Here is a 13941-nt window from a genome sequence, read left to right on the forward strand (position 1 = left end):
AGCCGGCATCAGGACGGGTTGTCAGACCCTCGTGCGAAGCTCGGCGCGTGGGATTCTTCGATGATCTGGTGACGGCCGGTGAGCCGGCCGAGGCGGCCGCCGACGAGCAGGCGGTGGTGGCCCGGCTGCGCCCCGGCGGGGCCGCGGGCGGGGAGTACGCGCCGCCCGCCGACCACTTCGCGCCCGCCGTGCTGCCCGGCGCGGGAGTCGTCGGCGAAGGGGCGGAGGTCCGGGTCGTGTCCGTGGGGTGGTCGGTGTGGCCGCGGGCGCTCACCGCGCGGCTGACCGTCTTCCGCACCGTCCTGCGCCAGGAGCCCGCCGGGCGGGGGCGGCGGCAGTCGGGGCTGCGGATCGGGCTGCTGCTCGCGGACGGCCGCCGGGTGACGTCGCTGGACGGGACGGTGATGCGCCACGTGACGTACACCGACGCGCAGGGCAGGGCGCACAAGGCGGCCACGCCGCAGGCCGTCGGGCTGATCCCGCTCGACCCGGGCCTCGGCCCCTCCCACCGCTCCCCGTTCCGGACGGACGTCGATCTGTACCTGCCCGAGCTGCCGCCCCCGGGAGCGACGGAACTGGTCGTCGAATGGCCGGACGAGGGCATACCGGAGACCCGGACGCCGCTGGACACTGCGGCGATACGGGCGGCGGCCGAGCGGGCCGTCGAGGTCTGGCCGGGGCTGCCGGAGCCGGCGGCTGATCCGGCGGGTCCGCGCGCCTTCGCCCACATGGAACGCAGCGGGCCGCCCGCGTTCCTCGCCCCGCCGCTCACCCCGGAGCAGCGCGCCGAACTGCGCCGCGCCCAGGAGGCCCGGCAGCGTTATGTGCCGCGCGCCGACTGGCGGGGCATGGGCTACCGCGACTGGGAGGACGCGGCCCTGGTCCGGGCCCGGCTGGAGGGCGGCGCGCCCGCCGACCGGTTCGCCGGTACCGCCGGGACGGGCGCCGCCTCCACGCCGCTGCACATGGCGGCCGAGCGCGGTACGGCGGAGGCGGTCGCCGCGCTCCTCGCGCACGGCGCCCCGCCCGACGTGCGCGACCCCGAGGGGCACACCCCGCTCTGGGCGGCCGCCTGCGCCCTCGACGAGGGCAGCGTGCGCGCGCTGCTCGACGCGGGCGCGGACGCGTGGACGCCGCAGGACGGCCCCTGGTCGCCGGGCCGGCTGCTGCTGACCACACCGCTGGCACCGCTGGTCGCCGGCCTGCCCGGGGCCGTGCGGCTGTCCGCCGCCGAGGCCGACGCCTTCGCGGAGGCCGACACGCTCGTCGCCGCCTTCGACACGCGGGGGCTGTGGACGGAGGGCCTCGGTACCGCCTTCGTCCGCGGCGTGACCGAGGAGGAGCTGATACGCCGGCTCGGCGCCGACCCGGCACGGTGCCCGCGTACCGCCATCGAGGACGCCCCCTTCGACGAGGACGACGTCGAGGAGTCCCTGCGCCACGTGGGCGTGACGGCCCTTCCCGGCGACCCGGGCGGCTGCGCCCTCACGCAGCAGGGCCACCTCCCCGACGGCGGGAGCCTGCTGAGCGCCGTGTCCGCGGGCACGGAAGCGTGCGGGCTGTACTTCAACCCGAAGGGCGGCACCTTCTTCACCCTGGCCAAGGACGGCGAGGTCGTGGCGTCCGGCGAGCTGGGCTCCCCGGTGCCCCTGCCCGTCCAGGACGCGTACTGGCGCTTCCGCTTCTGGCAGACCCGGCCCCGCTTCCCGTACGGTGCGAACGCCCTGGCCTACGCGTGCGCCGCGGCCGGCCTGCGGGTGGCCGACGCCCGGGCGGCCGTCGACAACCGGGCCGAGCGGCGGTGGGTCCCGCTCCCCGCCCGCCTCCAGAGCTGAGGCCCGCCCCGCTCCGGGCGGCCCCACGCCCTCCCGGATCACGTCACGTCAGGAAGCGCTCCAGCGCCTCGCGGGCCCGGGCGCTGGAGGCGGCGGCAGCCGCCAGGGCGCGAGCGAGGGCGTCGACCCACTCGTCCAGCCCCACCTCGCGGCGGGAGAGCACGACACCGCGCACCTCCTTGTGGATCTCGGCGACCGTCCGCTCCCGCTCCCTGCGCAGTACGAGCCTCTGCTCCCCGAGCGAGACGTCCAGCCCGGTGACGGTGCCCTCACGTCCGGCCATCCGGTCGGCCAGCGAGCGTTTCCGGGCCACCTGGAGGGCGCCCGGCGGCAGCGACTCCATCAGGTTGACCGACAGCACGCGCGCGTAGAGGTCCAGGTCGGCACTGTCCCGCCGCAGCGCCGCGGCGAGCAGCTCCACCTCCCCGCCGCCCCCGGGCAGGCCCCGGCCGGGTTCCTTCTCGGACATGGCGTCCCCTCCTTCTTCCCGGCGGATCAGCTGTCGAGGCCCAGCACCATCGTCGGCCGGTCGATGACGTGGTCGTCCCGCAGCGGCCGCACCGCCGTCCCGATCGCGAAGAACTCCGTGGTGTGCGCGCCCCAGGTGTGCGAGTGCTGCCGCAGCTGCACGGCCACGATCCCCTCGGCCTCCAGTTCCTCCGCCTCCGCCTGCATCCGCCCCATGGCCAGCTCACGGGCGTCGTACAGCGCCTGCGTGAACTGCTCGATCTCGACGTTGCGGCCCGCGTTGCCGATCACCTGGCCGAGCCGCTGGTGCGCCACGTGGTAGACGCACGAGCCCATGACCATGTCGAGGGGTGCGTACCCGGCGCGGATGAGGGTCCAGAAGTCCTGGCCGGACAGGTCGGAGGTGAAGGGCTTGCCCTTGTTGTTGAGCCATGTCCCGGTGCGCCCGGGGTCCGCCCCGTCCGCCTTCACCGCGGTGCCGACGGCGATGAACTCGGCGATGTCCGTGCCGAACTCCTTGATCTCGATGTCCAGCCGGACGCCCACGATGCCGTCCGCGCCCAGCTCGCTGGCCTCCGCCTCCATCCGGCTCATCGCCAGCTCCCGCGCGTGGTACATCGCCTGGGAGAGCGTCGTCAGCTCCTGGTTCTTCGACCAGCGGCCCATCTGGATGCCGACGTGGTAGATCGACGACCCCAGCACCAGGCCCAGCGGCCGGAAGCCGGCCTCCCGCACGAGCAGGAACTCGTTCACCGAGAGGTCGGACGTGAAGATCGACCCCGCCTGCCCCGGCTGCAGCTGCGACAGGCGCCGCATCGCGTCCTCGGGTACTCCCGCCGCCGCCATCCGGGCTTCGTGTCCGCCCGGTCCAGGATCCGGCTGCTCCGCCATGTCAGTGCTCCCGCTCGAGTCTCATGATGGTCAGTGGCCGGGGCCCGGTGTGCCGTGCGCTGCGGCCGAAACGGGCGACGGAGGTGCCGGCGAAGACCGCTTCGGCCACGTGGTCGACGTAGCCCCGGCCGCAGTCCTGCGCGCGCACCCGCAGGTCGACGGTGTCCAGCACGACGCCGTCACCGCCGTTCGCCGCCGCCCTGGCGGCCAGTTGCGCCCGGGCGTCGCGCCGGGCGTGCGTGACCAGTTCGGTGTAGCCGAGCACCTCCCGGTTTCCGGCGAAGCGGCCGGACTGCCGGCGGGTGCCCAGGTCGTCGTGCCGGGTCGCGATGCTGATCCCGAAGGCCAGCCCGGTGGGCACCCAGCCGTTGCCGGCGAGCCTGGAGAAGTCCTGACCGCCCAGATGCGTCGTGAAGGGCCGCACCGGACGGGTCCGGGAGCGCGCCCGGACGGCTGTTCCGACAGCCGTGAACTCCGTTCCGCCCGCGGGGAAGGGGCCGGTGCGCAGCCGCACTCCGACGACCCCGTCGCCGCCCAGCGCGCGGCACTCCTCCACAGCCCGGTCGAGAGCCCGCCTACGGGCCTGGTACATGGCCTGCACCAGCTCCGAGAAGGGCGCCCACCGGGTGGACGACACGGACGTGTCCTCGCCGGACGACCACATGTACGCACACCGGTTTCCGGTGTAGCCGAGGTGGTGGACCGTCGTCCCGAGCACCTGCCCGACCGGGTCGAACCCGGCGTCCTCGACCGCCGCGAACTCCTGCGCCGACAGCGCGGAACCCCACGCCCCGGCGCCCGCCTCCCCCGTCATGGCCTCACGTCCCCCCGCCCCCACGGAAACCGCCGTCCCCCGGCAGCGTATGGCATCCCTCCCACGGCTCCCGGAGCGGCCGCCGCCCCGTCCGGAAGCCCAGGTCACGAGGCTGCGCGCGGGCAGCCCGCAGACCGCGCCGGGCGCATGCGGGGGGGGTGGGCAACGTGACGCGCTGCCGCGGGACGCGCACCTCGGAGGTGCCCGCCGGCGGGGCACGGCGTTCGGCCGTACCGAACGCTGCGTGCGGCGGCGCCGGTGGAGGGGGTACGCGCGGGAGCCGCATGCTGGCGCACGTCTCCCGCGGGGTGACGTGCCGGGCCTGAGCACGGCAGCACTTCTGCGGACGCTTCCCCCGTACACCCGCCATCCGGGTGAGCCCGGACGACCGGAGAGCCCATGCCTGCGCAGCCCCCCGTTCCACCGCCCGCACCGTCCCCCGTCCCTGTCCCCGCCCCCGCCGCGCGCCCCGCCGCCGGCGACGCCGGAGGTGCCGGGGACGGCGCCCGCGCCCCGTACGCGCTGCTCGGCATCGCGCTGGGCTACTTCATGGTGCTGCTCGACATGACCGTGCTGTCGGTCGCGGAGCCCGACCTCGCACGCGCCTTCGGCGGCTCCGTCGCCGGACTCCAGTGGGCCGTCACCGGCTACACGGTGGCCTTCGGCGCGCTGCTGCTGTCCGCCGGGGCGGCCTCCGACCGCTTCGGCGCGCACCGGCTCTTCCGCGGCGGCGTCGCCGTCTTCGGCGCCGGGTCGCTGCTGTGCGCCGCCGCTCCCGCCCTGTGGGTGCTGGTCGGGCTGCGGGCGGTGCTCGGCATCGCCGCCGCGGCCTGCGTGCCCAGCTCCATGGCGCTGATCACGGCCCTCTACCCGGAGCCCGCCCGCCGGGCCCGCGCCGTCGCAGTATGGGCCGCGGTGAGCGGCGCCGCCCTGGCCGCGGGCCCGATCGCCGGCGGGCTGCTCGTGGGGCTCGCGGGCTGGCGGGCGGTCTTCCTCGTCAACGCCCCGATCGCGGCACTCACCCTCGCCCTGGTGCGCGGGCCCGCACTGCGCTGCCGCGCGGACGCGTCCCGGCGCATCGACCGTACGGGCCAACTGCTGGCCTGCGCCGCGCTCGCGCTGGGCACGGACGCGGCGATCGCACTCGGCGGCCGGCACTGGGCGCACTCCGCGGGCTCCTTCGGCGTCGCAATTGCGACGGCCTGGCTCTTTGCGCGGCGCGAGCGCCGCAGCACCGCGCCCGTGCTGGCCAGGGCCGTACTGCGGGCACCGGGCATGGCCGCAATGCTGCTGGCCGGTGCGGCCGTCGGCTTCACCCTCACCGGCGTGCTCTTCGTGCTGCCGCTGCTGCTCCAGCAACGGCTCGGCTACAGCGCCGTCGGCGCGGGCCTGGCCTTCCTGCCGATGACGCTGCCCACCGCCTTCAACCCGCTGCTCACCGGCCGCGTCGTGGCCCGCACCGGCCCCCGCGCCCCGGTCCTCGCCGGGCTCTGCCTCCTCGCCGCCGGCGGCGGCGTCATGAGCGGAGCTGTCCGGACCGGCGCGCCCTACCCGCTCCTCGCCGCCGGGCTCGCGGCCGTCGGCTTCGGCGTCTCCCTTGCGCTGCCCGCCCTCACCACCGCGGTCATCACCCTCGCGCCCGCGGGCACCGCGGGAGCGGCGGGCGGCCTCTTCAACGCGGTGCGCCAGTTCGGCGCGACCCTCGGCGTGGCCGTCCTCGGCGCCTTCACCACGCTCTCCCCCCACGCCTCCCCCTCCCACTCCGACCCCCGGATCGCCGTGGCCCTCCTCGTCGCCGCCGTCGTCCCGGCCCTCGCCCTCACCGCCGCCCTGCCCCGCCCCTCCCGCACGCCCTGAACGCCCGGGGGCGGCCGGCCGCTGGTCCGGAACGGACGTACCTCCCCTGTCGGACGGTGGCGGGTGCGCGCGGCGCGCCGCTCGCACCCGGCGCGCGCCGCGACGCCGTGCCGCCGGCCCCCGCGGCTGCGGAAAACTCGCCCGCCCCCGGAGGGAAGCGCACGCTGGAGTGCAAGGCCGGCGGACGGGCGGAGGTGCGGTGGGCGGGAGGCCAGGCGGAGCAGCCGCTCCGGACGACGCCTCCCTGCCCGGGGCAGGCGCTCCGGGCGGGGAGTGGATGCCCTCTGCCCTCGTGGAAGGCACCGCGGCCGGCGTGGCCGTGCTCGACACCGACCTGCGCTTCGTCCACGTCAACCCGGCGATGGCCCGCCTGAACGGTGTGCCCGCCGACGCGCACCTCGGCCGTACGCTCTCCGAGGTCGTACCGGGGGTGGACGCCGGGCTCGGTACCATGCGCGAGGTTCTCGAGGACGGCCGTACCCGCGAGCTGGTGCTGAGCGGCCAGACCCGTGCGGAGTCCCCGCACCGGCTGCGGGTGTGGCGCGGCAGTTGCCACCGGCTGGAGGATCCGCAGGGGCGCGTGCACGGACTCGGCGTCGTCCTGCTGGAGGTGAGCGACGACCGGGAGGCGCATGCGGAGCTGGAGCGCACCCGGGAGCGGCTGCAGCTCATGGACACCGCGGCGGTGCGGATCGGCCGGACGCTGGAGGTGGACCGCACCTGCCAGGAGCTGTGCGACCTGCTGGTCGAGGTGATCGCGGACGTCGCGACGGTGGAGCTGCTGGCGATGACCGGCTCGGACGGCCGCCGCCCGCCCGCCACGGGCACGCTGCGGCTGCGCCGGGCGGCGCTCGCGTCGGTGCCGGGGCTGCGCGAGGCGGTGCAGCAGTTCGGGGTGCCCGGCGAGCACGTGGAGTACCAGCCCGGTTCGGCGGTCCCGCGCTGCCTGGGCACCGGCCGCCCGCTGGCGTACAACGTGCCCGGCGACGCGGAGATGGGCCGGTCCGCGCCGGACACCGGCCGGGTGTCGGCGTACCGCGCGGCGGGCATCCACTCCGCGCTGGTGGTGCCGCTGGCGGCACGCGGCGAGCAGCTGGGGACGGTGACCCTGGTGCGGGCGGGATCGTCCCCCGGGTTCGCCGAGGAGGACGTGGCGGTGGCCGTGGCGCTCGCCGACCGCGCGGCGATCAGCATGGACAACGCGCGCCGCTACAGCCGTGAGCACGGCATCGCGGTGGAGCTGCAGCGCGCGCTGCTGGCCACGCCGGGCGGGGGCTCGCAGCCGCAGCTGGACGTCGCGACGCGCTATCTGCCGTCGGGCGCGTCGGATCTGGTGGGCGGCGACTGGTACGACACGTTCGCGCTGCCCGGCGGGGTGACGCTGCTGGCCATGGGCGACGTGATGGGCCACGGAGTGGAGGCGGCCGTGGAGATGAGCCACTACCGCTCCCTGCTGCGCGTCGTCGCGGGCGACGGCGACCCGCCGGACGTCATGCTGCGGCGGATGGACGCGCTGCTCACCGCCGCGGGCACCGAGCGCCCGGCGACGTGCCTGCTGGCCCTCGCCGACCCCGCGCACGGCCGCTGCCGCTTCGCCAACGCCGGCCACCTGCCCCCCGCGCTCGTCGACCCGCGCGGCCGGGTGCGGCTGCTGGAGGTCCCGCCGGGCCCACCGCTGGGCGCGGATCTGGGCGGTACGTACGAGGGGGTGCACATGCGCTGGCCCGCCGGCGACACCCTGCTGCTCTACACCGACGGCCTGGTCGAGCGGCGCGGTGAGGACATCGACACCTCCCTCGCCCGCCTCGCCGGCATGGTCCTCCCGCACGCCGCGGGCCCCCTGGACACCCTGCTGGCCCGCGTCGTGCACCACCTGGCCCCGCAGGCCGCGGAGGACGACGTGGCCGTGCTCGCGGCCCGCGCCAGGCCGTACGCGGCGGCCCCCGGCTAGCCTGGAGGGCAGCGGCGACGCACGGGGAGGAGTGCGCGATGACGGAACGCAAGCCGCCCGGGGTCTCCTTCGAGACCTGGGCCGACAAGCAGATCCGGGACGCCGAGCGGCGCGGGGACTTCACGGGCCTGGAGGGCGCGGGCAAGCCGCTGCCGTCGCTGGACGAGCCGTACGACCCGCTGTGGTGGGTGCGGCGCAAGATGCAGACCGAGGGGCTGTCGGCACTGCCGCCCTCGCTGGTGCTGCGCAAGCGCGCCGAGGACGCGGAGGCCGCGGCCATGGCAGCGCCGACCGAGGCGCAGGTGCGGCGGATCATCGGGGCGGTCAACGAGGAGCTGCGCGAGGCGCTGCGCCGCCCGCCGCAGGGGCCGCCGCTGATGCGCGGCCTCTTCGACGTCGAGCAGGTCGTCGCCGACTGGCGCGCGGCCCGGCCCCTGCCAACAGCCGTGGAAGAGGCGCCGGCGCCGCAGGAGGCCCGCGCGAAGGGACTCCGGCGGCTGTTCCGCCGGACGCGTCCGGCCTGATAGAGAGGGGCGGTGCGCTTCGAATCCGTTCCCGTGCCGCCCGCCGTCGACGCCCGGCCGCGGGACGTCCGCGGCTATCCGGTCCCGGCGATCACCCCGTGGGAGGGCGATCAGCCGCAGTTCGCGCTCACCGACTACGAACGCAGCGCTAAGTGCGCGCGCGGGCGGCTGTGTTCGGTGTGCGACCGGCTGATGCCGCGCGGCCCGGTGTGGCGGGTGGTGGGCGCCTCGGAATGCGCCGCGATGGCCGACGCGCTCTCGGCGGGGCGGCCGTACCGGAACATGGCGCCGACGCTGGAGGGCCCCGGGCACCGCGCCTGCATGCTGTACGCCTCGATGGTCTGCCCGTACCTGGCCCGGCCCAACGCCCGCCGCCGCACGGGCGCGGACGCCCCCGACGACATGACGGCTCATGTGGTCAGGGGCGCGGCGCGCGGTGCGACGGGGGCGGTCGTCGGCTTCGCGGACTACGAGTTCGCGATCACACCGTCGAAGGTCGTCTTCCGCTTCCTCGACATCGTCGAGTTCCTGCCGCACGACGTGTCCGACACGCATCTCGACGAGCTGCGCGCGGAGCTCGCCGCCCGCGCGGCCGAGGAGTCCGGCGGCGCGGGCGTACGGGAGTCCCCGGAGGGGCCCCGGAAGCCCCTGGAGGGGCGTCAGGCGCGGTAGGCGGGCAGGCCAATGTAGTCGGAGGTCCTGACGGGCGCCGCGGAGCCGTCGGCGGGCAGCGTCACGATGCCGTCCGGGGTGCGCGCGGCGACGGTCTTCCCGTCGGGCGAGAAGGCCGGCTCGGTGTAGTCGGTGGTGGCGTTCGGCGTCAGGTCCTTGAAGACCGGGCCGTTGTCGCCGGGCGTCTCCCGGAAGAGGTGGTCGTGGCCGCCGACGGAGCGCACGAAGACGAAGCCCTCGTCGTCACCGGGCGCGGGCGCGGGCTCCGAGCCGGGGGTGATCGCGGCGCCCTGCTGCCGCAGGTAGTCGTCGCGGACGTAGACCTTGCCGTCGTCGGTGTTGGCGTAGACGGCCGCGCCGTACTTGCCGGCCGCGTTCGGCCAGACGTTGCCGGTCTGCGGCAGCGGCTTGACGTTCTCGCCGGACTCGCTGCCCAGGCCGAGGACGTGGGGCGTGCCGTTGTGCGCGGTCGCGGAGACCCCGTAGAGCCGGGAGACGCCGTCCTTGCGGCCGGCGAAGAAGATGTTGTTCAGCTTCGGCAGCTGGTTCACCGGGTCGGCGGCGCGGACCTGCCAGGTCGGGTGCGACCAGTTCTGGTTGCCGGGGTTCTTCGCGACGACCCTGCGGTTGCCGCCGTCCGGGTCGCTGACGACGAGGTCGCCGTCGCCGTCCACGAAGGCCGCCTTCTTGCCGTCGGGGGACCAGGCCAGGTCGCGGACGACGGTGCCGAAGTCCACGCGGGTGCCGTTCATGACGACGTAGCGGGAGCCGTTGCTGATGGTCAGGCCGTTGTGCGCGGTGCCGTTGACCTTCGCGGCGGGCGCGTCCGAGGCCGCGGGGTCGCCCTTCGCGCCGGAGGTGCCCTGCGCGGGCGAGGCAGTGCTGGTGACGGACGGGTCGGCGCCGTCGGCGGCGGGGTCGTCCTCGGGGCCGCAGCCGGTCAGGACGATGCTGAGCCCCGCGGTGACGCTCGCCGCGACGGCTACGGCGACTGCGGTGCGGCGGCTTCTGGAACGTACGGACATGGTCGTTTTCCCCCATGAACATGATGTGGTCGTGCGCCGGTCACGCAGCCGCGCCGGCGCTGCGATCATCCTGGCAGCCCCAACGTCCCCCTCCTGTCAGCCCGTTGTCACGTGCGTGCAACGGTGTCGCGATGCCCGGCCCGGCTCCTTGCGCCTGCCGCGTCCCCGGCCGTACCGCCGTTTCAAGCCGCCGCGACGGCGCGGCCCCGCACTACGCTGACCACCGGGGCCCGGCACGGCACGAGAGGACGCCCGCACATGGAGCAGCCGCCCGAGTCCCGGCCCGCTGCCGCGCCGCACAGGGCGCCCGGTCCCCTGCACGGCCAGGGGCCGGTGGTGGGTGCCGTCGCGGCGGGCGGCGCGGCGGGAGCGTGCGCGCGGTACGGTGCGTCGCTGCTGTGGCCGCAGCCGCCGGACGGCTTCCCGTGGACGACGTTCGGGGTGAACGTCACGGGCTGCGCGGTCATCGGCGTCCTCATGGTGCTCGTCACCGAGCTCTGGACGGCGCACCGCCTGGTCCGGCCGTTCTTCGGCACAGGTGTGCTGGGCGGCTACACCACCTTCTCGACGTACGCCGTGGAGGTCCGGCGGCTCGCCGACGCGCACCAGGCGGCCACCGCTGCCGCGTACGCCGGCGGGACACTGGCCGCCGCGATGGGCGCGGTGTGGGCCTCGGCGTGGGCGACCCGCGGGGTGCTCGCATGGCGGGCACGATGGTCTCCGTGACCCCTGAGACGAACAGCGGTACCGGTACGGGCGCGCACGGGGAGCGCCGGCTGTCCGGTGCCGCGCTGCGCCTGACCGTCCTGCTCGGCGAGAGCGACCGGTGGCACCACAGGCCCGTCTACACCGAGATCGTGCACCGCGCCCACCGCGCGGGGCTGGCGGGCGCGAGCGTCTTCCACGGCATCGAGGGCTTCGGCGCGTCCTCCCTCATCCACACCGCACGGCTGCTGTCGCTCAGCGAGGACCTGCCCGTCGCGGTGATCGTCGTGGACACCGAGGAGCGCGTCCGCGCCTTCCTGCCCGAACTGGACGGCCTGGTCGAGAAGGGCCTGGTGGTGCTGGACGCCTGCGAGGTCGTACCGCGCACCGCCGGGCCCGGGGAGGCGACGGCGTGAACTGGCTGCTCGTCATCGCCGGCGCCGCGGTCGGCGCACCTGTGCGCTACCTGACCGACCGGGCGGTGCAGTCCCGGCACGACTCGGTCTTCCCGTGGGGCACCTTCGTCGTCAACACCTCCGGCTCCCTCGTCCTCGGCACCCTCACCGGCGCCGCGCTGGCGGGCGCGGTGTCCTCGCACGTGCAACTGCTGCTCGGCACGGGGCTGTGCGGGGCGCTCACGACGTATTCGACCTTCTCCTACGAGACGCTGCGGCTCGCCGAGGACGGGGCGAGGGCGTATGCGGCGGGGAACGCGCTGCTCAGCGTGGCGGCCGGGCTCGGCGCGGCCTTCGCGGGGGTGACGCTGGGGACCCGCCTGTGGGGGTGAGGCGCGTGCCCTCGGGGGGCGGTGGGTCGTTGGACCGGCCATGAACGTACGCCGATTCCTCAGCAAGGCGGCGGCAGGCTCGGTCCTGCTCGCCGCAGCCACGTCCGCGACCGCCGCCACCTCCGCGTCGGCCCAGGCCCCCGACCTCGGCAGCACCCTCAGCGGCACCGCCGTCACCGCCCAGACGGTGGGCGAGCAGGCCGCCGGCGGACTGGTCGCGCAGTCCGGCGTGGCCAAGAAGGTGGGCGCCGTGAAGAAGGCCGTCCAGGCCGGCACGGACGCCGTCAACGCGGGCAACGAGCTGGTCAACTAGCGGAGCCCCGCTCCTCGCGGCCCGCGGCCGCCCCGCCTTCCCGGCTCCGGGCGCCACGGGCCGTTCCCGTCAGGAAGCCACCGGTCGCCCGGACGACCGGTGGCCTCGTGACGGTCGGCCGCGTCAGGACGGCGGCGCGTCAGGACGTGAGCGAGCCGACGGGGACGAAGCAGTGGGCGGCGGACGCCAGCACCGTCTCGTCGCCGACGAACGCCTTGAGGTCGTCCTCGGTGAGCTGCCGGCCCGGTACGGCCTGCGGCCAGGGGCGGCTGGCGAGGATCACGTAGACCGAGCCCCGGGCGCGCGCCGCGGCCGTCCACTCGTCCGGCACCGCGCAGGCGACGTGCAGGTACGGCATCGTCAGCACCGCCTTGCCGCCCTCGACCAGCAGCCTGACGGGCGACCTGGGCGCCTGCGCCACGTCGAGGACCGCCCCGCCGACCGGCAGACCCGCCTCCTCGGCGACGGCGAGCGCGGCCGCCTCCGACCCCGTCGGCCCCTCGACCCCGTCGCCGAGGGTGTAGGCCATCAGGAAGGCCGTGTGGCGGCCGTCCTGATGATTCTCGCCGGACCACGGGATCACCATGAAGGTGCCCAGCCGGCTCAGCAATGACGCGTCGGACGCAGAAGTGGTCTGGCTCATGGGCCGGACATTAACGGCCGCGGGCGTCGGTCCGGAGCGCTTGTCACTCCATTGGCGTAATCCGATAACGAATCACCGATTCAGCTCAACCTGCGTGACCATTGCTGATCCGCTCCCGTTGCCCACTGCGTCAAAGCCGCAGTGTGGTGCGGCCGCTCTTTCGTCCTCAGTCAGGGAGATCTTGATGTCGCGTATCGCAAAGGCCGCGGCCGTCACCGCCGCCGCGGGCGCCGTGCTGGCCGCCGGTGCCGGGATCGCCGCCGCCGACGCCGGCGCCGCGGGCGCTGCGGTCAACTCGCCGGGTGTGCTGTCCGGCAACCTCGTGCAGGTGCCCGTCCACGTGCCGGTCAACCTGTGCGGCAACACCATCGACGTGATCGGCCTGCTGAACCCGGCGTTCGGCAACCAGTGCGCCAACACCTCCTCGGACACGGTGGCCACCCCGGTCCCCGTCACCAACCCCGCCCCCGGTGACGACGACCACGGCTGGTAGACGCTCCCCGTACGCGAAGGGGCCTTCCCGTACCGCCGCGGCGGTACGGGAAGGCCCCTTCGCGTAGGGACGCCCGCGCTACTCCTCGTAGCGGTAGTACGGGCGGTGGTCGAACATCTCCGACGGCTTCACGTTGAAGGGCGGCATCGGTTCGTCGGCGCTGATCACCCGGCCGCGCTCCCGGTCGCTCCCGGCCATCGGCTTCATCGGCAGGTAGCCGGACTTCGGGTGCAGGCGCTGCCAGCGCACCCAGATGAGGTCGATGAAGGCGTGGTGCAGCCAGAAGACCGGGTCGTTGGGCGAGGCCGCGCCGATCATGTGGCCCCCGACCCACTGGTGCACCCGGTTGTGCAGGTAGCCGCCCTTGGACTCGCTGACCGTCCAGCCCTCGATCCTGTTGCGGAAGCCCTGCGTGCCGGGCGCGGAGTTCCACGGAGCGGTGTCGTAGGTCCCGAGCGCCAGCGCACCGTCCAGCTCCGCCTTGGTGGGCAGCCTGATCGGCCGGTCGGGACGGCCGATGTTGCGGGTGAGGTACTTCTCGTCGGTGACGCCGAAGGTGATCGGCCACTTGCCGTTGCCGTACGCGAACGGGCCGGTCATCACCTGTCCGTCGCTCTGCCGCCCGTTGCCGCCCATGAAATCCGCCGACCACAGCGCGGACGACTCCTCGTTGTCGACCGTCCAGTCCCAGTAGGGCACGGTGACGGACGGGTCGATCAGCTGGAGGTCGCGCTCGAAGTACAGGACGAACTGCCGGTGCCAGGGGAAGAACGTCGGTGCCATGTGGGCGACGCGCAGGCCGTTCTCGCCGTCCGAGGTGAAGTACTGCGCGTGCGTGCGGACGTACTTCTCGTAGCGGCCGGAGCGCTTGAGTTCGAGGACCGCCTCGACGAAGCGGGTGCGCTGGCTGCTGGTCAGATTGCGCTGGTTCTTGCGGGTGTTCACCGGTGGCGCCCCGATCGG

At 75.0% G+C, this 13941-nt stretch carries 16 protein-coding genes; 10 read left to right on the top strand and 6 right to left on the bottom strand.

Annotated elements, in window-relative coordinates; all coding sequences use genetic code 11:
• Positions 1-47: 47 nt before the first annotated feature.
• Positions 48-1835, top strand: coding sequence for an ankyrin repeat domain-containing protein (locus tag ACH4SE_RS01265; RefSeq protein ID WP_398541179.1), 1788 nt, complete (start codon positions 48-50; stop codon positions 1833-1835).
• Positions 1836-1878: 43 nt separating this feature from the next.
• On the opposite strand, the gene ACH4SE_RS01270 is transcribed toward ACH4SE_RS01265, so the two are convergent.
• The 3 genes from ACH4SE_RS01270 to ACH4SE_RS01280 are packed head-to-tail and all read right to left on the bottom strand — an operon-like array spanning position 1879 to position 4008.
• On the bottom strand, positions 1879-2304 hold the full coding sequence (locus ACH4SE_RS01270; protein WP_398541180.1) for a hypothetical protein: 426 nt from the start codon (positions 2302-2304) through the stop codon (positions 1879-1881).
• A gap of 26 nt (positions 2305-2330) precedes the next feature.
• Positions 2331-3194 (bottom strand): heavy metal-binding domain-containing protein, encoded by an 864-nt coding sequence (locus ACH4SE_RS01275; RefSeq protein WP_398541181.1) that lies wholly within the window; start codon positions 3192-3194, stop codon positions 2331-2333.
• 1 nt (position 3195) lies between these two features.
• Positions 3196-4008: a heavy metal-binding domain-containing protein gene (locus ACH4SE_RS01280; RefSeq protein WP_398541182.1), complete on the bottom strand. Its 813-nt coding sequence runs from the start codon at positions 4006-4008 to the stop codon at positions 3196-3198.
• Between the two features lie 399 nt (positions 4009-4407).
• Here ACH4SE_RS01280 and ACH4SE_RS01285 point away from each other — a divergent pair, with 399 nt between their 5' ends.
• The 4 genes from ACH4SE_RS01285 (at position 4408) to ACH4SE_RS01300 (ending at position 9012) form a co-directional block, all read left to right on the top strand.
• Complete coding sequence (locus ACH4SE_RS01285; RefSeq protein WP_398541183.1) at positions 4408-5865, top strand: MFS transporter; 1458 nt, start codon at positions 4408-4410, stop codon at positions 5863-5865.
• Positions 5866-6142: 277 nt separating this feature from the next.
• The gene (locus ACH4SE_RS01290; RefSeq protein WP_398541184.1) at positions 6143-7816 is read left to right on the top strand and encodes a SpoIIE family protein phosphatase; all 1674 of its coding nucleotides are present in this window, start codon (positions 6143-6145) and stop codon (positions 7814-7816) included.
• A 38-nt stretch (positions 7817-7854) separates the two neighbouring features.
• A complete protein-coding gene (locus tag ACH4SE_RS01295; RefSeq protein WP_398541185.1) occupies positions 7855-8340 on the top strand; it encodes a DUF1992 domain-containing protein in 486 nt (161 codons plus the stop codon).
• A gap of 12 nt (positions 8341-8352) precedes the next feature.
• Entirely contained in the window at positions 8353-9012 is a 660-nt protein-coding gene (locus ACH4SE_RS01300) for a hypothetical protein (protein ID WP_398541186.1), read from the top strand.
• Here the strand turns inward: ACH4SE_RS01300 and ACH4SE_RS01305 are convergent.
• Positions 9000-10037: a hypothetical protein gene (locus ACH4SE_RS01305; protein WP_398541187.1), complete on the bottom strand. Its 1038-nt coding sequence runs from the start codon at positions 10035-10037 to the stop codon at positions 9000-9002. The two genes, ACH4SE_RS01300 and ACH4SE_RS01305, sit on opposite strands and share 13 nt — an antisense overlap.
• Positions 10038-10295: 258 nt before the next feature.
• Between ACH4SE_RS01305 and ACH4SE_RS01310 the strand changes: the two genes are divergently transcribed.
• From ACH4SE_RS01310 to ACH4SE_RS01325, 4 genes are read left to right on the top strand one after another with little or no spacing between them, the layout of a single operon-like run.
• A complete protein-coding gene (locus tag ACH4SE_RS01310) occupies positions 10296-10763 on the top strand; it encodes a fluoride efflux transporter FluC (RefSeq protein ID WP_398541188.1) in 468 nt (155 codons plus the stop codon).
• Positions 10760-11158: a DUF190 domain-containing protein gene (locus ACH4SE_RS01315; RefSeq protein WP_398541189.1), complete on the top strand. Its 399-nt coding sequence runs from the start codon at positions 10760-10762 to the stop codon at positions 11156-11158. The genes ACH4SE_RS01310 and ACH4SE_RS01315 overlap by 4 nt, the downstream gene beginning before the upstream one ends.
• Positions 11155-11529, top strand: a complete 375-nt coding sequence (crcB, locus tag ACH4SE_RS01320; protein ID WP_398541190.1) for a fluoride efflux transporter CrcB — start codon at positions 11155-11157, stop codon at positions 11527-11529. Before ACH4SE_RS01315 ends, crcB begins: the two co-directional genes overlap by 4 nt.
• A 40-nt stretch (positions 11530-11569) precedes the next feature.
• Positions 11570-11842, top strand: a complete 273-nt coding sequence (locus ACH4SE_RS01325; RefSeq protein WP_398541191.1) for a hypothetical protein — start codon at positions 11570-11572, stop codon at positions 11840-11842.
• Between the two features lie 139 nt (positions 11843-11981).
• On the opposite strand, the gene ACH4SE_RS01330 is transcribed toward ACH4SE_RS01325, so the two are convergent.
• Positions 11982-12485, bottom strand: a complete 504-nt coding sequence (locus ACH4SE_RS01330; RefSeq protein WP_398541192.1) for a DUF5949 family protein — start codon at positions 12483-12485, stop codon at positions 11982-11984.
• A 184-nt stretch (positions 12486-12669) separates the two neighbouring features.
• On the opposite strand from ACH4SE_RS01330, the gene ACH4SE_RS01335 reads away from it, so the two are divergent.
• Positions 12670-12978 (top strand): chaplin, encoded by a 309-nt coding sequence (locus ACH4SE_RS01335; protein ID WP_398541193.1) that lies wholly within the window; start codon positions 12670-12672, stop codon positions 12976-12978.
• Positions 12979-13056: 78 nt separating this feature from the next.
• Here ACH4SE_RS01335 and ACH4SE_RS01340 read toward each other — a convergent pair whose 3' ends face one another.
• A complete protein-coding gene (locus ACH4SE_RS01340; protein ID WP_398541194.1) occupies positions 13057-13923 on the bottom strand; it encodes a tyrosinase family protein in 867 nt (288 codons plus the stop codon).
• Positions 13924-13941: the final 18 nt, after the last annotated feature.

Origin of the sequence: Streptomyces sp. NPDC020983 (genome assembly GCF_044333485.1) — a bacterium.
Taxonomy (GTDB): domain Bacteria; phylum Actinomycetota; class Actinomycetes; order Streptomycetales; family Streptomycetaceae; genus Actinacidiphila.